The organism is Streptosporangium carneum (assembly GCF_027922005.1).
In the GTDB taxonomy this organism is placed as follows: Bacteria; Actinomycetota; Actinomycetes; order Streptosporangiales; family Streptosporangiaceae; genus Streptosporangium; species Streptosporangium carneum.
Genome location: NZ_BSEV01000003.1, coordinates 427,527 through 450,289 on the forward strand (window position 1 = coordinate 427,527; position 22,763 = coordinate 450,289).

At 73.2% G+C, this 22,763-nt stretch carries 22 protein-coding genes; 8 read left to right on the plus strand and 14 right to left on the minus strand.

The features are described from left to right. The first annotated feature begins 38 nt into the window (after window positions 1–38). The gene (locus tag PKF00_RS11385; protein ID WP_271217399.1) at window positions 39–584 is read left to right on the plus strand and encodes a hypothetical protein; all 546 of its coding nucleotides are present in this window, start codon (window positions 39–41) and stop codon (window positions 582–584) included. An 88-nt stretch (window positions 585–672) separates the two neighbouring features. Beyond that, window positions 673–1,302 (plus strand): DUF305 domain-containing protein, encoded by a 630-nt coding sequence (locus PKF00_RS11390; RefSeq protein ID WP_271217400.1) that lies wholly within the window; start codon window positions 673–675, stop codon window positions 1,300–1,302. Between the two features lie 203 nt (window positions 1,303–1,505). Here the strand turns inward: PKF00_RS11390 and PKF00_RS11395 are convergent, their stop codons facing one another. Both PKF00_RS11395 and PKF00_RS11400 read right to left on the minus strand, forming a co-directional pair. Then, window positions 1,506–2,465, minus strand: coding sequence for a M56 family metallopeptidase (locus tag PKF00_RS11395; protein ID WP_271217401.1), 960 nt, complete (start codon window positions 2,463–2,465; stop codon window positions 1,506–1,508). Next, window positions 2,462–2,830 (minus strand): BlaI/MecI/CopY family transcriptional regulator, encoded by a 369-nt coding sequence (locus PKF00_RS11400; RefSeq protein ID WP_271217402.1) that lies wholly within the window; start codon window positions 2,828–2,830, stop codon window positions 2,462–2,464. Before PKF00_RS11400 ends, PKF00_RS11395 begins: the two co-directional genes overlap by 4 nt. A 179-nt stretch (window positions 2,831–3,009) precedes the next feature. Between PKF00_RS11400 and PKF00_RS11405 the strand changes: the two genes are divergently transcribed. The 5 genes from PKF00_RS11405 to PKF00_RS11425 all read left to right on the plus strand — a co-directional run bounded on the left by PKF00_RS11405 (window position 3,010) and on the right by PKF00_RS11425 (window position 8,339). Then, window positions 3,010–3,165 (plus strand): hypothetical protein, encoded by a 156-nt coding sequence (locus tag PKF00_RS11405; protein WP_271217403.1) that lies wholly within the window; start codon window positions 3,010–3,012, stop codon window positions 3,163–3,165. A gap of 715 nt (window positions 3,166–3,880) precedes the next feature. Then, window positions 3,881–5,080: an ABC transporter substrate-binding protein gene (locus tag PKF00_RS11410; RefSeq protein ID WP_271217404.1), complete on the plus strand. Its 1,200-nt coding sequence runs from the start codon at window positions 3,881–3,883 to the stop codon at window positions 5,078–5,080. Then, the gene (locus tag PKF00_RS11415; protein WP_271217405.1) at window positions 5,073–5,930 is read left to right on the plus strand and encodes a branched-chain amino acid ABC transporter permease; all 858 of its coding nucleotides are present in this window, start codon (window positions 5,073–5,075) and stop codon (window positions 5,928–5,930) included. Before PKF00_RS11410 ends, PKF00_RS11415 begins: the two co-directional genes overlap by 8 nt. After that, the gene (locus PKF00_RS11420) at window positions 5,917–7,629 is read left to right on the plus strand and encodes a branched-chain amino acid ABC transporter ATP-binding protein/permease (RefSeq protein ID WP_271217406.1); all 1,713 of its coding nucleotides are present in this window, start codon (window positions 5,917–5,919) and stop codon (window positions 7,627–7,629) included. The genes PKF00_RS11415 and PKF00_RS11420 overlap by 14 nt, the downstream gene beginning before the upstream one ends. Then, window positions 7,626–8,339: an ABC transporter ATP-binding protein gene (locus PKF00_RS11425; RefSeq protein WP_271217407.1), complete on the plus strand. Its 714-nt coding sequence runs from the start codon at window positions 7,626–7,628 to the stop codon at window positions 8,337–8,339. Before PKF00_RS11420 ends, PKF00_RS11425 begins: the two co-directional genes overlap by 4 nt. 263 nt (window positions 8,340–8,602) lie before the next feature. Here the strand turns inward: PKF00_RS11425 and PKF00_RS11430 are convergent, their stop codons facing one another. Then, window positions 8,603–9,109, minus strand: coding sequence for a MarR family winged helix-turn-helix transcriptional regulator (locus PKF00_RS11430; protein WP_271217408.1), 507 nt, complete (start codon window positions 9,107–9,109; stop codon window positions 8,603–8,605). A 483-nt stretch (window positions 9,110–9,592) separates the two neighbouring features. Here PKF00_RS11430 and PKF00_RS11435 point away from each other — a divergent pair, with 483 nt between their 5' ends. Continuing rightward, on the plus strand, window positions 9,593–10,300 hold the full coding sequence (locus PKF00_RS11435; RefSeq protein ID WP_271217409.1) for an SDR family NAD(P)-dependent oxidoreductase: 708 nt from the start codon (window positions 9,593–9,595) through the stop codon (window positions 10,298–10,300). A 166-nt stretch (window positions 10,301–10,466) separates the two neighbouring features. Here PKF00_RS11435 and PKF00_RS11440 read toward each other — a convergent pair whose 3' ends face one another. The 11 genes from PKF00_RS11440 to PKF00_RS11490 all read right to left on the minus strand — a co-directional run bounded on the left by PKF00_RS11440 (window position 10,467) and on the right by PKF00_RS11490 (window position 22,762). Next, window positions 10,467–11,159 carry a dienelactone hydrolase family protein gene (locus tag PKF00_RS11440; RefSeq protein ID WP_271217410.1) on the minus strand — a complete coding sequence of 231 codons (693 nt, stop codon included), beginning with the start codon at window positions 11,157–11,159 and terminating at the stop codon, window positions 10,467–10,469. A gap of 42 nt (window positions 11,160–11,201) precedes the next feature. Further along, window positions 11,202–11,876, minus strand: coding sequence for a phosphoribosyltransferase (locus PKF00_RS11445; RefSeq protein ID WP_271217411.1), 675 nt, complete (start codon window positions 11,874–11,876; stop codon window positions 11,202–11,204). A 231-nt stretch (window positions 11,877–12,107) separates the two neighbouring features. Beyond that, window positions 12,108–12,530, minus strand: a complete 423-nt coding sequence (locus tag PKF00_RS11450) for a YchJ family protein (protein WP_271217412.1) — start codon at window positions 12,528–12,530, stop codon at window positions 12,108–12,110. Window positions 12,531–12,677: 147 nt separating this feature from the next. Next, window positions 12,678–13,934 (minus strand): phenylacetate--CoA ligase family protein, encoded by a 1,257-nt coding sequence (locus tag PKF00_RS11455; RefSeq protein WP_271217413.1) that lies wholly within the window; start codon window positions 13,932–13,934, stop codon window positions 12,678–12,680. A 62-nt stretch (window positions 13,935–13,996) separates the two neighbouring features. Then, window positions 13,997–15,349 carry an MFS transporter gene (locus PKF00_RS11460; RefSeq protein ID WP_271217414.1) on the minus strand — a complete coding sequence of 451 codons (1,353 nt, stop codon included), beginning with the start codon at window positions 15,347–15,349 and terminating at the stop codon, window positions 13,997–13,999. Beyond that, the gene (locus PKF00_RS11465; RefSeq protein ID WP_271217415.1) at window positions 15,346–16,848 is read right to left on the minus strand and encodes an FAD-dependent oxidoreductase; all 1,503 of its coding nucleotides are present in this window, start codon (window positions 16,846–16,848) and stop codon (window positions 15,346–15,348) included. The genes PKF00_RS11460 and PKF00_RS11465 overlap by 4 nt, the downstream gene beginning before the upstream one ends. Next, window positions 16,845–18,929 carry a molybdopterin oxidoreductase family protein gene (locus PKF00_RS11470; protein ID WP_271217416.1) on the minus strand — a complete coding sequence of 695 codons (2,085 nt, stop codon included), beginning with the start codon at window positions 18,927–18,929 and terminating at the stop codon, window positions 16,845–16,847. Before PKF00_RS11470 ends, PKF00_RS11465 begins: the two co-directional genes overlap by 4 nt. Continuing rightward, window positions 18,926–19,381, minus strand: coding sequence for a hydroxyphenylacetyl-CoA thioesterase PaaI (gene paaI / locus PKF00_RS11475; protein WP_271217417.1), 456 nt, complete (start codon window positions 19,379–19,381; stop codon window positions 18,926–18,928). Before paaI ends, PKF00_RS11470 begins: the two co-directional genes overlap by 4 nt. After that, window positions 19,378–20,253: an SDR family NAD(P)-dependent oxidoreductase gene (locus tag PKF00_RS11480; protein ID WP_271217418.1), complete on the minus strand. Its 876-nt coding sequence runs from the start codon at window positions 20,251–20,253 to the stop codon at window positions 19,378–19,380. Before PKF00_RS11480 ends, paaI begins: the two co-directional genes overlap by 4 nt. Continuing rightward, complete coding sequence (locus tag PKF00_RS11485) at window positions 20,250–21,518, minus strand: MFS transporter (protein ID WP_271217419.1); 1,269 nt, start codon at window positions 21,516–21,518, stop codon at window positions 20,250–20,252. Before PKF00_RS11485 ends, PKF00_RS11480 begins: the two co-directional genes overlap by 4 nt. Then, window positions 21,515–22,762: an AMP-binding protein gene (locus PKF00_RS11490; RefSeq protein WP_271217420.1), complete on the minus strand. Its 1,248-nt coding sequence runs from the start codon at window positions 22,760–22,762 to the stop codon at window positions 21,515–21,517. Before PKF00_RS11490 ends, PKF00_RS11485 begins: the two co-directional genes overlap by 4 nt. Window position 22,763: the final 1 nt, after the last annotated feature.

Below are 22,763 nucleotides of genomic sequence, written 5' to 3' on the forward strand. Positions count from 1 at the left end.
CACCCCACTCGCCTCTTTCTACTACTGTAGGTCGTAGGGTGTTCGCATCCGGGAACCCGGAGCGCAGAGGACGGGAGACGATGGACGGCTGGATGCGCAGACGCCTCCCCCGGGCGTCCCACTGCCTCCTGCTCGTCGTGCTCGCCCTGGGAATCGCCGGAATGCACACCCTGGGGCACGCCCGCCACGGGTCGGCGCACAAGGGTGCCCCCGCGGCCTCGACGGGCGCGGATCCGGTCTCCGCCGGCCCGGCCGCCACGGGCGCGAGCCCCACGGGCGCGGATCCGGTCTCCACCCGGGCCCCGGGCACGGGAGGCGGGCGGCCGGAGGACCGGGACACGACCGTCGCGACCGCCCGGGTCCCGGGCGTGGGAGGCGGGCTTCCCGATCTCGATCCGGCATCGGTCTGCCTGGCCGTGCTGACCGGGTTCCTCATTCCGCTGACGGCCGTCGCGTCGGCCCTCGTACGGCGGCGCCCACCGCACGCCTCGGCGACGATCGCCGCCCCGGCGTCGCGCGTCACCCGCCCCCCTCCCAGGAGGACGGCTTCACGCCTGGCCTGCCTCTCGGTTCTGCGCATATAGACCGTCCGATTCGGCGGACGGTCTCCGAGACCCGCCCGCGAACGGCCGGCAAGCAGACACCACGAACCGAAGAAGAGATCGAACAGCCATGTTCAGCAACGAATCCACCACCCGCGGGCTCGCTCTGGCGGTCACCGCCGCGGCGGGCGCGCTCGCGCTGCTCACCGGGTGCGCGGGGACCGAGGGCTCGACGTCCGCGCTCACCGGCGCGACCGGGGCGCCCAGCGAGCCTCCCGCCGCGAGCGAGCGCCCCTCCGCGCCCTTCAACGGCGCGGACGTCGAGTTCGCGCAGATGATGATCCCGCACCACCGGCAGGCCGTGGAGATGGCCGAGCTCGCCGAGAGCCGGGCCTCGGATCCACGGGTGAGGAAGCTCGCCGCGCGGATCAAGGCCGCCCAGGATCCGGAGATCGCCACCATGACCGGCTGGCTGACGGCGTGGGGCAGACCCGCCACGCCCGAGGGAGGCCACGGCGGGCATGACATGTCCGGGATGATGAGCGAGGAGGAGATGGCCAAGCTCGAGAAGGCGAAGGGCGCGGCGTTCGACCGGATGTTCCTGGAGCTGATGATCGCCCATCACCGGGGGGCCGTCGAGATGGCCGAGACGGAGCTCGCGAAGGGCGCAGACCCCCAGGCCAAGCAGCTGGCCAGGGCCATCGAGAGCGCGCAGCGAGCCGAGATCGAGCAGATGCGGCAGATGCTCGGCCAGTCCTGAGGCGCCCGCCCGAGGCGCCCCTCGCCCTACCCGCGCGACAGACCGCCGGCCGCCCTCCACCGGTGCGGCAGACGACCGGCCGCTCCCCGTCGGTGCGAGGGGCGGCCGGCCGCGCCGCGGAAGGCGCGTGGCCGTCGCCCGCCGTACCCGCGCGACGGCCGCCCGCGGCCCGGCGAGGGCGGGGCGAGGACGCCGACGGCCCGTCAGAAGATCGAGATCGTGTGGCAGTGGTGGGCGAGGAACGAGCTCACGCCCGGAACCGCGACCACGGCCGCGGGGCCCGCCAGGAGGGCTCCCAGGGCGGCCAGACCGGCGAGGCGTTCCCCGCGCCCGAGCGGGTGGGCCGGGCCGAGCATGCGCCTGACCCGGATGAGCGCCGTCTCACCGCCCGCGCCCAGCGCCGAGGCGGGCGCGGGCCCGGTGGCGAGCCGCACGAGGGCGGCGGCGATGTGGGCGCGCGAGTGCCCGCGGGCGGCGACGTCGTCGGCGAGGAGCTCGACCAGGCGCGCGATCTCGCTCCTCGCCCTGGCGAAGAGCGGCAGGCGGAAGAACGCCCTGGAGAGGGCCTCCGCGGCGGCCAGCGCGAGATGGTGGCGGCCCCGCAGGTGGGCGCGCTCGTGGGCGAGCACCGCGGCCACCTGCTCCGGGGCCAGCGAGCGGAGCGCGCCGGTGGTGATGACCGCCCTGCCGCGCCGCCCCGGCACGCAGTAGGCGACCGCCTCCCCGTGGTCGAGCACGACGGCGCCCAGCTCGCCGTCGTGACGGCCCAGGATGTCGAGCATCTCCTTGTGACGCCGTCGCTCCCTGCCCGCCTCGACCAGCACGGCCGCCCCGCACCAGACGACCCTGGCCACGACCAGCCCGGCGAACGACAGGGCCGCCCACGCGCCCGGCGACGAGGGAGCCCGCCAGCCGGACAGCAGCATCGCGCACACCTCGAAGAACTCGGCCAGCCGGTGTCCGACCACGGGGGCGGGGACCGCGACGGCGAACGCGGCGAGAAGGGTGGAGGCGACGACGGAGGCGCATGCGGCCAGCCACACGGCGATCGCCAGGCGGGGGGCGCGCTCGGCCCATCGGGACCGGCCCGCGCCCCCGCCCGGCCCGCGCGGCGCCGTCGTCGCGACGGCGGCGTACAGGACCAGGACGGCGGCGGCCGTCACGCGCGTCCCCCCGGGGGGTATACCTTGAGCGCCGCCTCGAGCGCCGTGGACTCCTCGGGGGTCAGCCGCTCCAGGAAGTGCACCAGGGTGGCCGCCTGGTTGCCGCCCGAGGCGAGGGTGCTGCGCATGAGCTCGGCGGTGTAGGCCTCCTTGCTGGCGACCGTCTCGTAGACGTACGCCCTGCCGACCGCCTTCCTGCGGAGCAGGCCCTTGGTGTGCAGCTTGTCCATCACGGTCATGACGGTGGTGTAGGCGATCTCCCGCTCACGGCGGAGGTCCTCGAGCACGTCCCTGACCGACGCGGGCCTGCGGTACGACCACAGGCGCTCCATGATCGCGGATTCCAGGTCTCCCAGACCACGCATCCCGTCAGACTCCCATCTACCTGCGGCTCGTTTGATGCTACCCGGCGTCGTAGACAACCGGCCAGGCCGAACCCAGCCCCTCTGGAGACCGCCGCCGTCCGCGCCGCGCGCGCCGATCACGCGTAGTAGAAATCCCGATTTCCGGACACCCCTTTGCCTATACCCCTCAGGGGTATAGCGTGGAACGTGTCGGCGACGGACCGATGACCAAGGAGGCGGCGATGACCGACTCGATGCGGCACACGGACCACGGCGGACACGGGGAAGGCCACGCGCCCGACCACCACGCGCACACCGACCATCACGCGCACACCGGTCACCACACAGGCCACTGACGGCCACCACCGACGGCCATCTTCACGGCGGACGTCGCCGACGCCGACGACCGGCGCCCCCGCAAGGCCCCCGCGCGAGAGCGGGGGCCTTCACCAGGTTCAGGACCGGATCCAGCCCCGGCTCCACCGCCTCCGGCACCGATCCCCCGCCGCCGGGACAGGCCTTCGCCGCCGTCGAGACCAAATCGCAACAGGCCGACGCCGAAGCGATCCGCGCGGCGCATCCCCACGCGCCCCGCGCGCCCGCGACGCCGACCGGACTCCGCCAGGTCACAGGAACCGCCGCTCAGCCCCGTCCACCCCCACGGGGAACCCGAAGATCGAAAAGGTGGCTCCACGGTCCCGCCGTCCCCGAAAGATCGTACGGGACCAAAATAAATCATCACTCTTTACATTGATGTGACTTGTTCACGGGGGGTGAGCGCCATATGTTTTGGGACCAAACATTGAGCATGCCTCGCTGTAGGAGTCCTCGATGCGTACCACCCCGGATCTCCTGGTGCCCGGCACCACGGCATCGGCGGCCGATCCTGCCCTGGCTCGTGGAGGGCATGCGACGGGCGACGGTGACCTGCGCCTTCGCCCGCGACCAGACCCCGATCCGGGCGAACCAGCCGGGTGCTGCGACGTGCCCACCACCTTGACGATCCCAGGTGTCCGACTCCCTCGCCACCGTTGATCGTCAGCCCCCCAACCTCATGAAAGGCACCGTCCCATGAGAAAGATCTCCAAGGGCCTCGCGGCGGGAGCGGTCGCGCTTCTCGCCGTCAGCGTCACCGCATGCGGGTCGGGCGAGACCAAGGGCTCCGGCGGCGGCGCCACGTCGGCCGACCCCATCGTCGTGGGGGCGATCAGCTCTCTGAGCGGTCCCGCCGCCTTCCCTGAGGCGTCCCAGGCGGCCAAGGCCGTCTTCGACCGCGTCAACGCCGCGGGAGGGATCAACGGCCGCAAGATCTCCTACGTCAGCGTGGACGACAAGGGCGACCCCAGCACCGCCGCCCAGGTCTCCCGGGACCTCATCCAGAACAAGGGCGCCGTCGCGCTCGCCGGCGGCGCCAGCCTGCTGGACTGCCAGGTCAACGGGGCCTTCTACAGCCAGTCGGGGATCTCCTCGATCTCCGGCACCGGCATCGACCCCGGCTGCTTCACCTCCCCCGCCATCTCCCCGGTGAACACCGGCCCCTTCCTCGGTACGACCGTCAGCCTCTACCACGCCTCCGAGGTGCTGAAGATAGACAAGCTGTGCGGCTTCTTCGTCATCCTCGGCGGCACGTCCGAGGCCTACAAGGGCGCCGTCGACCAGTGGTCGAAGATCACCGGCAAGCAGCTCCTCATCAACGACCGGAGCCTGTCGGGCAACACCACCGACTACACCCCCTACATCCTGCGGGCGCGTGACGCCGGCTGTAAGGGCGTCGTCTTCAACGGCACCGAGCCCATGTCCGTCGGCTGGGTGAAGGCCGCCCAGGCGCAGGGCATCACCGGCATCAAGTGGCTGGTGCTCACCTCGACGTACACCGACGCCGCGGTCAAGGCCTTCGGCGACGCGGGCAAGGACGTCGTGGCCCTGTCCGAGTTCGAGCCCTACTCGGACGCCTCGTCGACCGCGACGAAGGACTGGCGGGAGCTCATGACCCAGAGCAAGGTGCCGCTCACCTCCTTCGCCCAGGGCGGATACCAGGCCGCGACGAACCTGGTGACCGTGCTCAAGGGCATCAAGGGCGACATCACCCGCGAGTCGGTGACCGCGGCGCTGAAGGCGCTCCAGCCCATCGAGTCGGGCATGGTGGGCACGCCGTACACCTTCGGCCCCGAGCAGGCGCACGCCTCCAACAGGGCGGCCAAGTTCGTCCAGCCGGACAACGGCTCCTGGAAGGTCATGACCCCGGACTGGATCCGGCTGCCCAATGCTTGAGGGCGCCATCGCAGGCCTGACCGCGGGCGGCGCCTACGCCGTCCTCGGTCTGTGCCTGACTCTGATGTATCGCCTGGGCCGGGTGGTCAACCTCGCCCAGGCGGCGATCGGCGTCGTCGGCGTCTACACGATGTCGGTCCTGGCCGACGGCGGCATGCCGTACGCGCTGGCGGTCCTGGTCGGCCTCGCCGGTTCGGCGCTGGTCGCCGCCGCGCTGGGCTACATGATGGGCCGCTGGTTCGCCGAGGCCGGGACCGACCAGCGCTCCGCGATCGCCATCGCCTACCTCGTAGGCCTGCTCGCCGCCGAGTACCTCGCCTTCGGCACCGACCCCCGCCAGATTCCCGGCGTCCTGAGCGGCCCGCTGACGACGGTCGGCGGTGTCACCATCACCCAGGCGGCCGCGGTCTGCGTGGCCGCGGCGGTGCTCATCACCGCGGGCGTCTCGGTGTTCCTGGCCAGGACCGCGGTCGGACTGCGGCTGCGCGCGTTGTCGCAGCGGCCGACCACGGCCGAGCTGATGGGCATTCCGAGCCGCCGCCTGGGCGTCGGGCTGTGGGCCGTGACCGGCCTGCTGGCCACCGCCGTGCTGCTGGTCGTGGCCCCGCAGCAGAACAGCGACCAGCTCTCCCTCGGCCTCATGGTGATCCCGGCCTGCGCCGCGGCACTGGTGGGAGGGTTCAGGAGCCTGATCGGCACCGCCGTCGGCGGGCTCGCGCTCGGCGCCCTGCAGGGGGCGCTCGCGCATGTCAGTCAGTTGCAGGAGTTCCGCGACGTGGTCCCCTTCGTGGCGATCCTCGCGATCCTGCTCTGGTCCCAGCGTGGGGAGGTGTGGGATGCGGCGCGTTGAGGCGACCGGACCCGCGGCACAGCTCGTCGGCGCGCTCGCCGTGATCGCCGTGCTGGCCGCGGTCGTACCGCAGTACTGGCTCTTCCTGGGGACCTCGGCCCTGGTGGCGGCGATCTCGCTGAGCGGGCTCGGCGTCGTCACGGGACGGGCGGGGATGATCTCGCTGTGCCAGATGTCGTTCATGGCGCTGGGCGCCTGGGTCGTCTGCGAGCTGAACGTCCTGGGCGCGCCCGGCGGCCTCATCGTCTGGGTGCTGGTCGGCGGCCTCGCCGCCGTTCCGCTCGGCGTCCTCCTCGGGCTGCCCGCGCTGCGGCTGCGGGGCGTGCACCTGGCGGTGGTCACCCTGGGGTTCGCCGCCGCGGCCGACGTGATCATCGCGGCCGCCGGCTTCCCCGGCGCGACCACCTTCCAGCCGGTGCTCAGGCCCTCGCTGATCGCCGGCGACACCGCCTACTTCGTGTTCGCCGCCCTGGTCTTCGTGGCCGGAGCGGTCGCGATGCGGCTGCTCGGCCGCACCCGGTACGGCACGGCCTGGCGGGCGCTGCGTTTCTCCGAGCGCGCCACGGCCGCGGCGGGCATGAGCGTGCCGCGCGCCAAGCTGGCGGCGTTCGCGCTGAGCGCCTTCTTCGGCGGCCTGGCGGGAGGCGTCCTGTCCGGCCAGATCGGCGTGGTGACCGCGCAGAACTTCGACACCATCGACTCCCTCATCCTGCTGGTCGTGGCCGTGATGGCGGGCAGCGAGTACGCGGGCGGGGCGATCGCCGGAGGCGTCCTGATGGTGTTCGTCCCGGAGATCTTCCGGGGCCTCGGCATCCCGCAGGACTGGGGCAGCCTGGTGTTCGCCGTGGGCGCCGTGCAGACCCTGACGACCGGGCTCAGCATGAGCGAGGACCTGGTGCGCCGGTTCCGCCGCCGCAGGGCCGTTCCCGCCCAGGCCCCGCGGCGCACGGACGAGCCGGGCCCCGCCGTGACGCCCGTGAAGGGAGAGCGGCCCGTCCTGGTGGTCGAGGGACTGTCCGTCGCCTACGGGCGGATCACCGCGCTCGCCGAGGTCGACCTGGTCGTCCCCGAGCGGACCGTGATGGGGCTGATCGGGCCCAACGGCGCGGGCAAGTCGACGTTCACCGACGCGGTGACCGGTTTCATCCCCGGCGCGACCGGCTCGGTCACGCTCGACGGACGCAAGCTGGACGGCCTGCCCGTCCACCGCAGGGCGGCGGCGGGCCTGCGCCGCACCTTCCAGCAGGACCGCGTTCCTCCGGGTCTCACCGTCGCCGGGTTCCTGCGCTTCTCCGCGCACCGCAGGGTGAGCGCGGCCGAGTTGGAGGAGATGGCAGACTTCCTGAACCTGGGCACGCTGGAGCGGCACGTCAGCGAGCTCGACGTGGGCAGCAGGCGGCTGCTGGAGGTGGCGGGCGCGCTGCTGTCGCGCCCCAAGGTGATCATCCTGGACGAGCCCGCCGCGGGTCTCGCCCACGCCGAGTCCATGGAGCTCGCCGAACGCCTGACCGAGGTGCCCGGCCGCTTCGGGACCTCGGTCCTGCTGATCGAACACGATCTGGAAATGGTGCGGCGCGCCTGCGCCGAGGTCGTGGTGCTGGACTTCGGCCAGGTGATCGCGGCGGGGCCGCCGGCGACGACGCTGGCCAGGCCGGAGGTCGCCCGCGCGTATCTGGGAGACGAGGTGGCGCTGGCATGACGTCCCAACTGGTGCTTCAGGACGTGACCGTCGCGCGCGGCGGCGCCCCGGTCGTCCGGGGGGTCTCGCTCACCGCGCCCGCCGGCGAGGTGACCGCGCTGCTCGGGCCGAACGGCGCGGGCAAGACCACGCTCCTGGAGTCGATCTCGGGGGTGATCCCGGTCACGAGCGGAACCGTCTCGCTCAACGGCACGAACCTGACGGGCCTCGACCGGGTCGCCCGTGCCAGGGCGGGAGTCGCCCACGTCGAGCAGGGCCGCACGGTCTTCCCCGACCTGACGGTCGCGGAGAACATCCTCGTGGTGCGGCGCGGCCCCGGCGTGATCGACCAGGCCCTCGAGCTGTTCCCCGAGCTGCACAAGAGGCTCGACGTCGCCGCCTCGCTGCTGTCGGGAGGAGAACAGCAGATGCTCGTGCTCGCCAGGGCGCTGGCGAGCAGGCCGACGGCGTTGCTGATCGACGAGATGTCGCTCGGCCTCGCGCCGGTGATCGTCCAGCGGCTGCTGCCCGTGGTGCGGGACCTGGCGAAGTCCGGGGTGGCGGTGCTGCTCGTCGAGCAGTTCGCGACCCTGGCCCTGAAGATCGCGGACACCGCGCACGTGCTCGCGAGCGGCGCGCTGACCTATTCGGGGTCCGCCGAGGAGCTGCGCTCGACTCCGGGCAAGCTGCACGCGGCCTACCTCGGGGAGACGGCCGCCCAGGCCGGGTGAGGCGGCGCGGGGTCCAGCCACCCCGCGCCCCCGCCCCCCTGCCCCGCGCCGCCTCGCCGGGGCGCCCGTGGACGCCCGGTCCTGACGCCTGAAGGAGGTCAGGACCGGGTACGGCCCCGCCCGGCCAGATGCGTCCTGGCCGGGCGGGGCCGACGGGCGCGGCACGGGAGACCCGGAGCACGGGGTTCGCGGCCCGGAGACCGGAGCGAGCGCCCTCGGCCGGGTCGGGCGGTTTTCCGGAGCGGGAGGCCCGCGGCCGGGGGTCAGGCTCGCTCGGCGCGCTCCAGGTGCTGGACGACCAGGCGCAGGCTGGAGGCGAGATCGCGGCGTCGCTCGCTGTCGAGCTCCCTGACGACGAAGGCCTCCTCCTGGTTGAACTGGGGGAAGAGCGTCCGCATCAGGCGCTCGCCGGACAGGGTCAGGGTCACCATCACGCGACGCCTGTCGGCGGGGTTGGGCATCCGCTGGACGTACCGGTAGGACTCCAGGGTCTTGAGGACGCCGGTGAGGGTGCCCTTGGCGATCCCCGCCTCCTCGGCGACGTGCCGGGTCTCGCTCTCTCCCCAGATCCACACGACCCACATGACGACGAAGCCGGTCCAGGTGAGACCGGTGTCGCGGAGCACGGTCTGTTCGAGATGGTTGCGGATCGCCGCCGACGCCCGGTAAATGTTGGACACCGCCCACATCGCCTCGAAGTCGAGGTTGAGACCGCCGAGCCGGTCGCCGACGGCCTCCTCGGTGCTGCGCAGAGTGTGGTGTCCCGTCATCTCGGTGCGGCGCTCCCTCACTGTTTTGCCTTCACCCTACGATCACATTCGCCGGGATCGCGCGAGGAACTCCGCGCCGCGACCGGTCCGCCCGTGGCGTGCCGCACGGGCGCGACGCCCGGCGAACCGGGCACGGAGAGCACAGGCGAGCCGAGGGGACACCTCGCGCGGGACGCGTCGGCCGGGCACGCGGGCAGGTGTCTCCGGAATGAGGGAGCCGAATGCCCGGCGGGCCCGCGAGAGCCCCGGAACAACGAGTGTTTGGTCCCGAACAATATTTCAGGCGCATACCGGGGAGCAAGGTGTTTCACCGAAAGGTTTTCTCGTGAAACAGCATGTGACCAAGGCTCCGCGACCGCACTCCGCCTTGTGCCACCCCCTCGTTCCCCTTATCGTACGGAAGCAAATGAATTGCTCGTCATTCGGTTTCCCGTCAGCCGTACGGAGCCATCTGACGTTCCATCTCACGACGAGGAGCCCGTGATGGATCTCGGACTGTCCGGCCGTTCGGTCCTGGTCACCGGTGGGGCCAGCGGGATAGGCCGCGCCACCGTTGACGCCTTTCTCGCGGAGGGCGCCGTGGTGACCGTCCTCGACCGTGCGCGGAAACCCGCGGACCTGGACGTCGCCTGGGTGCAGGGAGACGTGACCGACGAGGAGGCCGTACGCTCCGCGGTCCCGCCGAGGCTGGACGTCGCCGTCGGATGCGCGGGCATCTCGGGCCCCATGGGGAAGAACGCGCGGGAGATCGACCAGGCCGACTTCGCCAGGACCGTGGAGGTCAACCTCACCGGACAGTTCCTGCTGGCCAAGCACGCCGCGCCCGCGCTCGCCGCGAGCACGGCCCCCTCGATCGTGTTCGTCGCCTCCGACTCCAGCTTCGTCGCCGCCCCCGGCATGGCCGCCTACTGCGCCTCCAAGGGCGGCGTCCTGATGCTCACCAAGGCGCTGGCGGTGGACTTCCAGCCGGACGGCATCCGGGTGAACTGCGTCTGCCCGAGCATCGTCGACACCCCCATGGCCAGGGGCGACCTGGGCGACGCCTTCGACGAGCTGGACTGTCCGGTGCTGCGTCCCGAGGACGTCGCCCGCTCGATCCTCTACCTGGCCTCGCCGGCGTCCAGGGGCGTCAACGGCACCGCACAGGTCCTGGACTTCGGCGGCCTGGCCACCTCCACCTTTCCCGCCTGAACCCCCACCTGCACCCGCGGCCGCCTCTCCCCCGAGGCGTCCCGCCCGACGCTCCGCCCGGCCTCCCGCCCGAACCGGCGTCACCGCCTCGTCGCGGGGCGCGGGGCGCGGGGCCTCGGCCGCGTCCCGCGCCGGCTCTCCGGAAGGGACGGCTTCGCCCCTCCCCTCACCGATCCGCGTCGTCCTCCCCGTCCCGCGTCCGCGGCAGATGGCGCAGGAACCACTCCGCGGCCAGCCGGGCCACCTCCTCCAGCGCGCCCGGCTCCTCGAAGAGGTGGGAGGCTCCCGGGACGACCTCCAGGCGCGTCTCCCCCGGCAGCCTCCCCATCGCCTCACGGTTGAGCGCGACGACGACGGGGTCGCACTCCCCGACGACCAGCAGCGTGGGCGCGCGGACCGAGCTGAGCGCCTCGCCCGCGAGGTCGGGACGCCCGCCACGGGAGACGACCGCCTTGACGACGGCGGGCCTGGCCGCGGCCGCGACGAGCGCGGCGGCCGCCCCCGTGCTGGCCCCGAAGAGCCCGACGCGCAGACCCGCCGTGGGCTCGTGCCTCACCAGCCATCGGGCCAGCCCCGCCAGCCGTACGGCCAGCCTGCCGATGTCGAAGCGGAACTCGGCCGTCCGGAGGTCGACCCGCTCCTCGGACGGCGTGAGCAGGTCGACGAGCACCGTGGCCAGACCCGCCCTCTGGAGCTCGCCCGCGACGTGCCGGTTGCGCGGACTGTGCCTGCTGCTGCCGCTGCCGTGCGCGAAAAGCACCACCCCGCCCGCGGGACGCGGCACCACGACGTCGGCCTCCAGGACGACGTCCGCGGCCGGGATCTCCAGGCGCTCCAGGTTCATCCGAACGGCGTTCATCGCCTCCCCCTCGGCTGAGGACCGTCCCCCTCGCCCACGAGGTCAGGACGGTCGAACCGCTCCTGTGGACACGCGCGCGGCACGGCGGAGAAGATCCCGTACCTCCCTGTCGGTCGTCTGGGCGAAATCCCAGTAGGACAGCCCGACGGCCAGGAAGGGGGACGGCGTGACGACGCAGACCGTCTCGTCCGCCTCGGCGCGAAGCTCACGGCAGGTCGACGCGGGCGCGGTGGGAACCGCCACGACGATCGCGGCGGTCCGGTGACGGCGCAGGGCCTTGACGGCCGCGCGCATGCTCGCGCCCGTCGCCAGCCCGTCGTCGACCACGATGACGGTCCTGCCGGTGAGCTCCAGCGCGGGACGTCCCTCCCGGTAGACCTCCTCCCGCCTGAGAAGCTCGCGCCTCTCACGCTCGGCCGCCTCCTGGATCGTCCGCTGCGAGATGCCCAGCCCCCGGACGACGTCCTCGTTGAGCACGACCACCCCGCCGCCCGCGATCGCCCCCATCGCGAGTTCCTCCCTGCCGGGAACACCCAGTTTGCGAACCAGGAAGACGTCCAACGGGACGCGAAGCGCCGTGGCGACCTCGTACGCCACGGGAACCCCGCCCCGGGGAAGCCCGACCACGACGACGTCCCGCCTGCCCCGGTAGCGTTCCAGGTGACCTGCGAGGGCACGCCCCGCGTCCTGCCGGTCCTCGAACGGATGGTCCGACATACCCGCCACCCCCGATTGGCGTAGCCTGCCCCATCCTTTGAGATATGCCCGAACTCCGGCGGCTGTTTTTTGAATACCGGGGATGTGTCGGGAGTTTTACCCGAAACAGCGGTCGCCTTTACGGGGCCGGGCGAGCACACCCGCACGTCGACCGTGCGCGGGCCCGCCCCGCGCGCCGGAAACGCGCCACCCTGTTCCGCCGGCGCCGGCGGGTGGGCGGGAGGCGTCCGATCAGCTCGTGACGACGCCGTCCAGATAGACCCAGGCGCCTTCGTGCCGGGTGAACCGGCTCCGCTCACGCAGCTCGCCGGGCTGCCCCCGGTGGGCGTAGTGGGCGCGGAAGGCGACGACGCCCTCGGTGTGGAAGGGGCTCCCGCCGGAGACGTCCTCGATCTCCAGCCCGGTCCACCGCGTGCCCCGCTCGAACTCGACGCGTGCGGGGCGGGTGGTGGGATGCCAGGTGCGCAGCAGGTAGGCCTCGTCCTCGACCGCGAACGCGGCGAAGCGCGAGCGCATGAGCGCCTCCGCGGTCGGCGCGGCCTGTCCGCCGTGGAAGCGGCCGCAGCACTCGCCGTAGGCGGCGGGCAGCCCGCAGGGGCAGGGGCGCGCGTCGGCGCGCGCCGACGGACGACGGGGGCGGGAGACACCGTTCACCCTGCGAGGCTATCCGGTTCCCGGCCCGTCACCCCCGTCGGCCGTCCCGGGCGTGCCCCTCGCCCTCCCCGGGCGGCCCCTCCCGGCCGGCGAAAGCCTCCTCGGCGGCCCCTTCCCCGCCGACGGAAGCCTTCCGGCCGGGCAGGGTCAGGAGTGCGAGCGTTCGTCCACCACCTGCACCAGCTTGCCGGTGCGCGGATGGGTCACCAGCTCCGACGGGCGCACCCATTCGACGGCCAGGGGGTGGATGAGCCCCTGGGCCACGGACTCGGGATACAGCGGGCGGGCCGCGTACACGGCGTCGACGAACCTGCGGGCCAGGTCCTCCGGGGGTTCCTCGACGTAGGCCAGCCGCAGCAGCAGGCCGTCCTTGCCGTCCCAGCGGCGCTGCACCATCTGCATCCCGGACATGACCCGGTCCTCGTCCGCCGAGATGAGCACCGCGCGGATGTCCTCGGTCCGCATCGTCACCGTCTCCACCCTGGCGCCCTCGGTCGTCCTGCCGACCAGCCGGAACCGCCGGCACCCGGCGTCCACCCACTCGGCCCGGTCGCCGACCGGATACCGGATGATCGGCATCAGGGTCCGGAACAGGTTGGTGACCACCAGGCGTCCGGGCACGCCGGGCACGGTGATCGGCTCGCCGGTCGCGTCGTCGACCAGCTCGACCAGCGTCCGGTCGGGGAAGGCCTCGTGCACCCGCACGTCGTCGCCCGGCACCGGGGCGCCGACCAGTCCGGCGTCCACGGAGGCGTACCCGAGCGAGGCGATCGCGGCGCCGGGAAACGCCCTGGCGAGCCGCGGTCTCAGGTCGTCGAAGAGGAGGTCTCCGCCGAACAGCAGCAACTCCACCGAGTCGGCCGTCCGCCCCCGGGCGCTCACCGCGTCGGCCACCTTGCCGAGCCTCATCGGCTCGCCCGCCAGCACGTTGACGCCGAAGCTCGCGATCAGGTCGGCGACGTACTCGTCCGACGCGGCGCCCCCGACGGGCAGCCGCACGTTCTCCACCGGCGCGTGGTGCAGGGCGTTCTCGATGTAGAGGAAACCTCCGTACAGCTCGCCGGCGAAGAAGAGGTTCGCCACCCGGTGCCCCGGCCTCAGGCCGGCCCGGACCATGCCCGCCCCGAACGCGGTCACCGAGTCGGCGTGCTCGACGCGGGTCCACGGGGAGAACTTCGGCGCGCCGGTGGTGCCGCCGGAGGTGTACACCCCGGCGTCGCTCAGCGGTCCGGTCAGCAACCGGTTGTCCGGCCAGGCGTTCGCGTCCCAGAAGGCCTTCTGGTCGATGATCGGCAGCTGAGCGAGGTCCGAGACGTCCTGGGGCACGTCACGGTACAGCTCCGCGTAGAACGGCGAGTTCCGCCGGGCGAAGTCGACCAGGTCTCGCAGTGGTTTGGCGGGCATGTGCCCTCCCTGTCTGATTGATGGGTCCGGTTTGGTTGATGAGACGCCGGGCCGAGGCGACGTCAGATCCGGCCGTGGGCCAGGCTGGGGATCCTGGTCAGCAACACCCGGCGGCGGTAGAACCACCAGTTGGTCGCCAGGAACACGCCGTAGGCGCCGAGGAACGCATACAGCGCGAGGTCGACGGACCCGGTCCGTCCGAGGGACACGGCGAAGCCGCGCGGGATGAGGAAGCCGCCGAACGCGCCGATCGCCGAGGCGATGCCGATGGCCGCCGCGGCCTCCCGCTTCGCACGCAGCCGGGCGTCCGCCCGCGTCGCCCCGCCGGCCTCCTCCTGTTCCGCCTGGGCGGCGAAGATCGCGGGGATCATCCGGTAGGTGGAGCCGTTGCCCGTCCCCGAGGCGACGAACAGCAGCGCGAACGCGCCCAGGAAGAGCGGGAAACTGTGCCGCCCCAGCCCGGCCAGGACGCCGAGGACGCCTGCCGCCATGGTCGCGAAGGACCACGCGGTGACCCTGGCCCCGCCCCACCGGTCGGCCAGCCACCCGCCGACCGGTCGCGCCAGCGAGCCCGCCAGAGCTCCCAGGAAGGTGACGTACGCGGCCCTGGACTCGGGGAACGTCGCGTTGACGAGCAGCGGGAACGCCGCGGAGTAGCCGATGAAGGAGCCGAAGGTGCCGATGTAGAGAAAGGACATGACCCAGGTGTGCCTGCGGCGGAACGCCCTGCTCTGTGTGCCGAAATCGGTCTTCGCCACAGCCAGGTTGTCCATGAAGAGGTACGCGCAGACCGCGGCCGCCACGATCGGCGCGATCCACACCAGGCCGGCGTTCGCCAGACCGGAGACCGCCACGAGCGGGACCGCCAGCTGCACGACGGCCACCCCCAGGTTGCCGCCGGCCGCGTTCACGCCCAGCGCGAACCCCTTGCGCCGCTCCGGATAGAAGTAGGAGACGTTGGCCATGGAGGAGGCGAAGTTCCCGCCGCCGAGGCCGGCCGTCGCCGCGGCGACCAGGAACATCCAGTACGGGGTGCGGGCGTCGGCGACCATCCAGGCGAGCAGCCCCACCGGAGCCAGCAGCAGCAGCGCGCTGGCCACGTTCCAGTTGCGGCCGCCGAAGGCCGAGACCGCGAATGTGTACGGCAGGCGCAGCGTGGCCCCGACCAGGTTCGGCACCGCCACGAGCCAGAAGAGCTGGTCGACGGTGAACGGGAAGCCCGCTCGGGGAAGGAGGACGACGACCGCGCTCCACAGCAGCCACACCGTGAAGCCGAGATGCTCCACGACGATGGAGAAGATCAGGTTCCGGGTGGCGACGCGGCGGCCGGTGGCCGCCCAGAAGGCGGGGTCCTCCGGATCCCAGTGATCGATCCAGCGTCCGGTCCACCGGGTCGCCGGTCGGCGCTCGCTCATGTTCCCGTCCCTTCGGTCGTGTTCCCCGAGTCGTCTTCCAGCCGCTCCGCGAGGCGTCGAACCGTCCGCAGGCAGTCGCCGCATCCGGTGGCGGCCCTGGTCGCGCCCATCAGGGCGCCCAGGTCGCCGCCCACGGATCGGGCTGCGCGCACCAGGTCGGCCTTGGTCACCGAGTTGCAGCGGCAGACCGTCGCCGAATCAGGCAGCCGGGCCGGGTCGTCCGCGACCGCCTGCGGCAGCGCCCGTCCGAACAGCAGGGCCGGCCGGTCGCCGGGCGCGGGCCCGCCCGTGTCGTGGAGCTGTGTCAGCGTCGCGGCGGCGTCGGGCAGGCCGAGCACGATCGCCCCGATCACGCGGTCGTCGGCCAGCGCGAGCTTGGCGTACGTCCCCCGGGCCGGGTCGACGTAGCTGAGCACCTCGGCCCGCGGGCTGTCCGATTCCAGGTGTGTCTCGCCGAGTGCGGTGAGGTCGGCTTCCAGGTGTGTCTCGCCGAACGCGGTGAGGTCGACGTCGCCTGCGCGCAGCCGGGTGACCACCGGGCCCGCCCGGTAGCGTGCCGTGCCGTCGGCTCCGGTGAGCAGGTCGGCCAGCACCGCCGCCTGTTCCCACGCGGGCTGGACCAGGCCCTGCGGCGCCCGCCCGGCCCGGGCGCAGTCGCCGATGGCGTGGATCAGCGGATCGGCGGTGCGCAACCGGTCGTCCACCACGATCCCGGCGTCCACCGCCAGGCCCGCGTCGGCGGCCAGCCCGGTCTCGGGCCTGACACCGGCGGTCACCACCGTCACCGCCGCCGGAACGAACGCGCCGTCCTCGAGTTTGACGCCCTCGCCGGGGTAGTACCTGACCGCGGCCCGTCCGGTCACCGCCCGCACCCCGGCGGCGCGGCACAGGGCCGCCAGGATCATCCCGGCGGTCCGGTCCAGGTGCCGCTCCATCAGGTGGTCCGCCGGGTGGATCAGGGTGACCCCGGCACCGCGCCGGGCCAGTCCCAGCGCGGTCTCCACGCCGAGCACCCCGCCGCCGAGCACCGCCACCGGCACACCGGGACGGGCCTGGTCCACGATCCGCAGGCAGTCGTCCAGATCGCGCAGCGTGGCCACGCCCTCGGCGGGCTCGCCGCGGTCGTCGGCCAGCCCTTCGACCGGCGGCAGCCACGGCCTGCTGCCCGTGGCCAGGACCAGGGCGTCGTAACCGATCGAGGCGCCGTCCGCCAGCCGGACCGTGCGCGCCGCCCGGTCCAGCCTGACGGCCCGCGCGCCCAGGCGCAGCCGGACCCGGTTTCCGCGCGCCCACGCCGGATCGTGCAGGGCGATGTCGGCCGCGGTCATCGTGCCGGCCAGCACGCCGGACAGCAGCACCCGGTTGTACGCGGGCCAGGGCTCGGCCCCCACGACGGTGAGCGCGACCCGGCCGCCCTCGGGGTCACGTGCGCGGACCTGTTCGGCCAGGCGAGCTCCGGCCATGCCGTACCCCACGATCACCACCCTGCGGGGCCTCACGGGCGCTCTCCGTTCGCCGGGGCCAGCCGGACCGCGCACGCCTTGAACTCGGGCATCCCGCTGGTCGGGTCCAGCGCCGGGTTGCTGATCAGGTTGGCCCGTTCGTCGCCGGGAAAATGGAACGGCAGGAACACGGTGTCCAGCCTGATCGTCGGCACGCAGCGCACCTCGACCTCGACCGTGCCGCGGCGGGAGACGACGCGGGCCCGGTCGCCGTCGGCCAGCCCGGCCCGCCGCGCCGTGTCCGGGTGGACCTCGACGTACGCCGCGGGGGCCGCCCGGAGCAGGTCGGCCACCCGGCGGGTCTGCGCGCCGGACTGGTAGTGCGCGAGGATCCGTCCGGTCGTCGCGATCAGGGGGTAGTCCGGATCGGGACGCTCGGCGGGCCCCCGGTGGTCCACCGGGACGAACCGCGCGCGCCCGTCGGCGTGCGCGAAGCGGTCCAGGAACAGGCGCGGCGTCCCCGGATGGCGGCGGTCGGGGCACGGCCAGTGCAGGACCTCCCCTGCCCGCAGACGCCGGTGGCTGATCCCCGCGTAGTCCGCGGGGCCGCCGGCCGAGGCCCGCCCGAGCTCGTCGAACACCTCCTCGGGGTCGTCGGGGAAGCGGGAGGCGGGTTGGCCGAGGCGTACCGCCAGCTCCCGCAGGACGGTCAGGTCCGTGCGGGTTCCCTGAGGCGGTGAGAGCGCGCGCCGCCTCAGCAGCACCCTCCCCTCCAGGTTCGTCATCGTGCCGTCCTCCTCGGCCCACTGGGTGACGGGCAGCACCACGTCGGCCAGCCGCGCGGTCTCCGACGGCACGGTGTCGGCCACCACCAGCAGGTCGAGGGCGGCCAGCCTGCGCGCGACGTGCCCGGCGCGGGGGGCCGACACCACGGGATTGCTGCCGAAGACCAGCAGTGCCCGCGGTCCCGTGCCGGCCCCCAGCGCGTCCAGCAGCTCGTACGCCGACCGGCCCGCCGCGGGGAGCTCCTCTGGCGCGACGCCCCACACGGCGGCCACGTGCCGTCGCGCGGCCTCGTCGTCGAGGCGCCGGTATCCGGGCAGCTGGTCGGCCTTCTGCCCGTGTTCGCGGCCTCCCTGACCGTTGCCCTGGCCGGTCAGGCATCCGTAGCCGGATCCCGCCCGGCCCGGCAGGCCCAGGGCGAGGGCCAGGTTGATCCAGCCCGACACGGTGTCCACGCCGGACGAGTGCTGCTCGGTCCCCCGCCCGGTGAGGAGGTAGGCGTTGCGGGCTCCGGCCAGCAGCTCGACGGCGTCCCGCAGGCAGGCGCCGGCCACCCCGGTGACCCGTTCGGCCTCCTCGGGACGCCAGCGGGCGGCGATCCGCCACGCCTGCGCGAGTCCCGTGGTCCGCGCGTCGGCGTAGTCGCGCCGGAGGTGGCCTCCGGCGACGACCGCGTGCAGCATGCCGAGCGCCAGGGCCAGGTCCGTGCCGGGGCGGGGGGCCAGGTGCAGTGCCGCCTGCTCGGCGGTGGCGGTGCGCCGGGGGTCCACGACGATGAGGCCGCCGCGGTCGCGGGCCCGGCGCAGGTGCCGCACGAGCGGCGGCATCGTCTCGGCGACGTTGGCCCCCACCAGCATGATCACGTCCGCGTCGCGAAGGTCGGTGACCGGGAACGGCAGTCCCCGGTCAAGGCCGAAGGCCCGGGTCCCCGCTGCCGCGGCGGACGACATGCAGAACCGGCCGTTGTAGTCGATCTGCGAGGTGCGCAGGGCGACCCTGGCGAACTTGCCCAGGAGGTAGGCCTTCTCGTTGGTGAGCCCGCCGCCGCCGAAGACGGCGACCGCGTCCGGTCCGTGCCTGTCCTGCAGTTCCCTGATCCGCCCCGCCACCAGGTCCAGGGCCTCGTCCCAGCCCGCGGGGCGCAGCGGCTCCCCGCGGCGGCGGCGTACCAGTGGTTCCCTGAGCCGGTCCGGGGTGTCGAGCAGCGATGCCGCCGTCCACCCCTTCTGGCACAGCGCGCCCTCGTTCACCGGGAAGTCCCGCGGGCCCACCAGCGCCCCGGGCTCCCGCGGGGTCAGCGTCATCCCGCACTGCAGGGCGCAGTACGGGCAGTGGGCGGCGACGGCCGTGTTCATCGCGTCGTCTCCCTCGGCCTGCCGGAGACCGTCTCCACAGGCCTGCCGGAGACCGTCACGCTCTGGCCGCGGAACTCCGCGACGATCTCGCCCGCGGGGCGTCGCACGGTCACGTCGTAGACGCCGTGCCTGCCGTACCGGGCGCGTTCCACCGCCTCGGCCACCAGTTCGTCCCCGGCCGCGGCCGGGCGCAGGAACGTCACCTGCGCGCTCTGCGCCACCGCGACCGGGCCGTGGGCGTTGCAGGCGTACGCGAACGCGGCGTCGGCGAGGAGGAACAGATATCCGCCGTGGGCGGTGCCGTGCCCGTTCAGCATGTCCTCGGAGATCCGCATCCGCAGCCGTGCCCGCCCTGCGGCGACCTCCTCCAGGGCGATGCCGAGCGACCGGCAGACCGGGTCCGCCACGGCCGCCGGGTTCACTGCCCGGGCCGGGTCCGCCTTCACGCTCATGTCGCGCTCCGTTCCCGGCCCGCGACCCAGGTCCTGGCCAGGGTCTGGACGGCCGTGCCGTCCGGGTCGGCGAGCTTGCGCGCCAGGTACTCGCGCACCCAGTCGCCGGTGGGGATCCGGAACGGCGGATCCTCGGCGGTCAGCGCCCGCACGACCACCTCGGCCACGTCCCACTTCGACTGGCCCGCTCCCTCCCAGCCCTGGCCGGCCACCCAGTCGAGGTAGTCGGTGAACGTCCGCGCGTACGGCCCGGAGGCGGCCCGGATGGTCTCCCGGTCGACGTCCGGGAAGACGCCGAACCGGGTGTCCGGCACGAAGCCGGGCACCACCACGCCCACTCTCACCCCGTGCTCGGCCGCGACCGGGGCCAGGCTCTCCATGAAGCCCTCGACGGCGAACTTCGCCGCCGCGTACGCCTCGTTGAAGGGCTGGCCGACGACGCCGTGCACGCTGCCGACGGTCAGCAGGCGGCCCCGGCTGGCGCGCAGCAGCGGCATCGCGACCCGGCTCACGGCGACGACCCCGAAGAAGTTCACCTCCAGGTTGGCCCGCAGGGCCTCCATGGTCGACATCTCCATCGTGGGGTCACAGTTGGAGATCCCGGCGTTGTTGACCACCGCGTCCAGCCGCCCGTGCTCGTCCCGCACGCCCTGGACGCACGAGGCGACGGACTCGGCGTCGGTGACGTCGAGACGGCGGACGTCCAGTGTGACCCCGGCCAGGTCCGCCGCCTCGCGCAGAGCGTGGTCCCCGCCCGGGTCGCGCATCGTCGCCACCACGGTGAACCCCGCCTTCGCCGCGGTGACCGCGGCCGCCAGGCCGATGCCCGACGACGTCCCCGTGATCAGAACCGTCCGGCGTCGCCCCGTCATGACGCGCTCCCCGAGAGCATCGGCTCCTCCTGTCGTCTCGCCCGGTCGAGCAGCCGCTGGATCCCCGACGCGGGCAGGAACGAGAACGCGGCCAGCAGCGTGCCGCCGGCCATGACCGCCTTGGCCGCGCCGAGCACGCCCAGCTCGCCGGTCAGCAGGGTGACCGCCAGTCCGCCCACGAGGGCGGCCAGCGGAATCACCCCCCATGTCACGGTGCGGAACGCCGCGTGCGTGACGCCCTGGTTGTCGGCGGTCATCCGCGACTGGCGGATCGGGGCGCCGCAGACGTTGATGCACGACATGAAGAAGCCGTAGAACGCGAACGTCACGCCGATCACGGGCGCGGCGGGCAGCGTGGGCGCGGCGAGGACGCCCAGGCCGACCAGGCAGTGGAGCAGGAGCGCCCACGCCATGGTCCGGCCGAGGCCGAGCCGGTCGCTGATCCTGGGCGCGGCCAGCGCGCCGAGCACCGCGCCGACCGCCGCCGCCGACATCGCCGCCCCGAACACGCCCACCGAGACGCCCAGGCCCTGGTAGGCCAGCACCGGCAGGACCGTGACGAAGACGGGTCCGCCCGAGTTCAGGATCACGGCGGCCGCGACCACCCGGCGCAGGACCGGGTCGGCCCAGTTCAGCCGGAACCCCAGGGCCAGCCGCGACCACACCGCCCCCTGCTGGGGCGTCCTGTTCCCCCAGGGGCGCATGTGGCGGAAACAGGCGGCGGAGATCAGGTAGCTGGCCGCGTCGACGAGCAGCGCGGCCACCCCGAGCGCGTGGTACAGCCCCGCGGCGATCGAGGGCCCGGCCACCTCGGACACCGTGCTGCTGCCCTCCAGGCGCGAGTACGCCCGGACCAGCCGGTCCTCCGGGACCGTGGCGGGCACGGCGACGAGGTAGCCGACGTTGAAGAAGATCGTCGCTCCGCTGACCAGCGCCACGCAGACGAACAGCAGCGGCGTCGACAGCACGCCGCACCAGTAGGCCACCGGAATGGCCGCCACCGCGGCCAGCCGTACGACGTCGCACGTCAGCAGGGTCAGGCGTTTGTCCCATCGGTCGACCAGCACTCCGGCGACCGGCCCCAGCAGGGGGATGCCGAGGTACTGGGCCATGGCCACGACGCCCACCTCGAACGGCGAGGCGTGCAGCGCGAAGATCATCAGGGTGGGCACCACGAACACCGTGATCCGGTCCCCGACGAGACTCACCGTCTGACCGCCCCAGAACAGGTTGAACTCCCGGCCCAGGGACTTCGGCGGCCTCACGACTCCTCCTGCGGGGACGTCTCTTCCCTGACGAGGAAGGCGGCGGTCTTGCCGGTGCGCTCGTTGGTGATCAGCGAGTCGGCGACCGTCACCCTGAACGACCCCGGGTCGTGCTGGAAGGCCGTGCTGATCGTGAACGTCGAGGACATGAGGTCGCCGCGCAGCCGCTCGGCCAGGTCCAGCGGCGCGTCCTGGCCGGTCAGCAGCAGCACCTCCACCGTGGAGACCCTGCCCCGCCGCTCCGTGATCAGGATCTGCGCCCGCGAGACCCCCGGCTCCTGTTCGGCCCGTGCGACGATGTCGTCCACGTGCAGTCCCAGCCCGCGCACCTGCACCACCGAGTCGCGGCGGCCCAGGATCCGCAGCGCCCTGTCCTGTCTGCCGCAGTCGCACGTCACGAAGCGGCCCGCGTCGCCGGTCCGGTACCGCAGCACCGGGTTGAGCGTGTCGGGGTTGAGGGTGGTGAAGTCCAGCAGCTCGTCCGCGCCCACGTGCACCAGCTGCTCCGGGAGCGGGTGGAAGACGTCCGGCGGGCACTGGGGGGTGTTGGTGCCGACGACCCAGGTCTCCGTGCTTCCGAACATGCCCCAGCGGCGCGCGTCCGGCGCCACCTCGGCGATGTCCTCGTCGAGCTGCGGGTGCCAGGCCTCCCCGAGCCAGAGCACCTTGCGCAGCGTGGGAAGACGGATCCCCGCCTCACGCGCGTGCGCGAACCACAGCCGCAGCACGCTCGGCGTGCCGCCGAACGCGGTCACGCCCCTGGCGGCGAGGAAGGCCAGCCAGTCGCCGTACTCCTCCCTGGTGACCGAGCCGAGCGCGATGACCTCGCAGCCGGACAGGTCGGCGAAGGCGGCGGCCAGGAAGTGGGCTCCCCACATGCGACCGGCGCCCCACGCGTTGACGAAGACGTCGTCCCGGTCGAGCGGCCGCCACTGCTCGTACACGCCGTCCATGTAGAACCCGGTGGGGGCGTGTCCGACCTTGGGCGCGCCGGTGCTGCCGCCGCTCTGGAAGAGCCAGGTGGCGCCGCGCTCCGCCTTCGGCCTCAGGTGCGCCAGGGCCGTGTTCAGGTCGTCCTTCACCAGCGTGGGAAGGTCGGCGACGTCCTCCAGTGTGAGCGCCTTCTCGTGGCCCGCGTACCGCGGCGCGAGCTCGGGCACGCTCCTCAGCCGTTCCAGCGATCGCCGCACGACGCTCAGGCGCGGCTCGGCCGCCTCGGGGCGCAGCGAAAACGATTCGGTCATG

What these genes read in the sequence shown, in the direction of transcription:
- PKF00_RS11390 (WP_271217400.1), top strand. Translation starts at nt 673, where the DNA reads ATGTTCAGCAACGAATCCACCACCCGCGGGCTCGCTCTGGCGGTCACC.
- PKF00_RS11400 (WP_271217402.1), bottom strand. Translation starts at nt 2,830, where the DNA reads ATGCGTGGTCTGGGAGACCTGGAATCCGCGATCATGGAGCGCCTGTGG.
- PKF00_RS11410 (WP_271217404.1), top strand. Translation starts at nt 3,881, where the DNA reads ATGAGAAAGATCTCCAAGGGCCTCGCGGCGGGAGCGGTCGCGCTTCTC.
- PKF00_RS11415 (WP_271217405.1), top strand. Translation starts at nt 5,073, where the DNA reads ATGCTTGAGGGCGCCATCGCAGGCCTGACCGCGGGCGGCGCCTACGCC.
- PKF00_RS11420 (WP_271217406.1), top strand. Translation starts at nt 5,917, where the DNA reads ATGCGGCGCGTTGAGGCGACCGGACCCGCGGCACAGCTCGTCGGCGCG.
- PKF00_RS11425 (WP_271217407.1), top strand. Translation starts at nt 7,626, where the DNA reads ATGACGTCCCAACTGGTGCTTCAGGACGTGACCGTCGCGCGCGGCGGC.
- PKF00_RS11430 (WP_271217408.1), bottom strand. Translation starts at nt 9,109, where the DNA reads ATGACGGGACACCACACTCTGCGCAGCACCGAGGAGGCCGTCGGCGAC.
- PKF00_RS11435 (WP_271217409.1), top strand. Translation starts at nt 9,593, where the DNA reads ATGGATCTCGGACTGTCCGGCCGTTCGGTCCTGGTCACCGGTGGGGCC.
- PKF00_RS11440 (WP_271217410.1), bottom strand. Translation starts at nt 11,159, where the DNA reads ATGAACGCCGTTCGGATGAACCTGGAGCGCCTGGAGATCCCGGCCGCG.
- PKF00_RS11445 (WP_271217411.1), bottom strand. Translation starts at nt 11,876, where the DNA reads ATGTCGGACCATCCGTTCGAGGACCGGCAGGACGCGGGGCGTGCCCTC.
- PKF00_RS11455 (WP_271217413.1), bottom strand. Translation starts at nt 13,934, where the DNA reads ATGCCCGCCAAACCACTGCGAGACCTGGTCGACTTCGCCCGGCGGAAC.
- PKF00_RS11460 (WP_271217414.1), bottom strand. Translation starts at nt 15,349, where the DNA reads ATGAGCGAGCGCCGACCGGCGACCCGGTGGACCGGACGCTGGATCGAT.
- PKF00_RS11470 (WP_271217416.1), bottom strand. Translation starts at nt 18,929, where the DNA reads ATGAACACGGCCGTCGCCGCCCACTGCCCGTACTGCGCCCTGCAGTGC.
- paaI (WP_271217417.1), bottom strand. Translation starts at nt 19,381, where the DNA reads ATGAGCGTGAAGGCGGACCCGGCCCGGGCAGTGAACCCGGCGGCCGTG.
- PKF00_RS11480 (WP_271217418.1), bottom strand. Translation starts at nt 20,253, where the DNA reads ATGACGGGGCGACGCCGGACGGTTCTGATCACGGGGACGTCGTCGGGC.
- PKF00_RS11490 (WP_271217420.1), bottom strand. Translation starts at nt 22,762, where the DNA reads ATGACCGAATCGTTTTCGCTGCGCCCCGAGGCGGCCGAGCCGCGCCTG.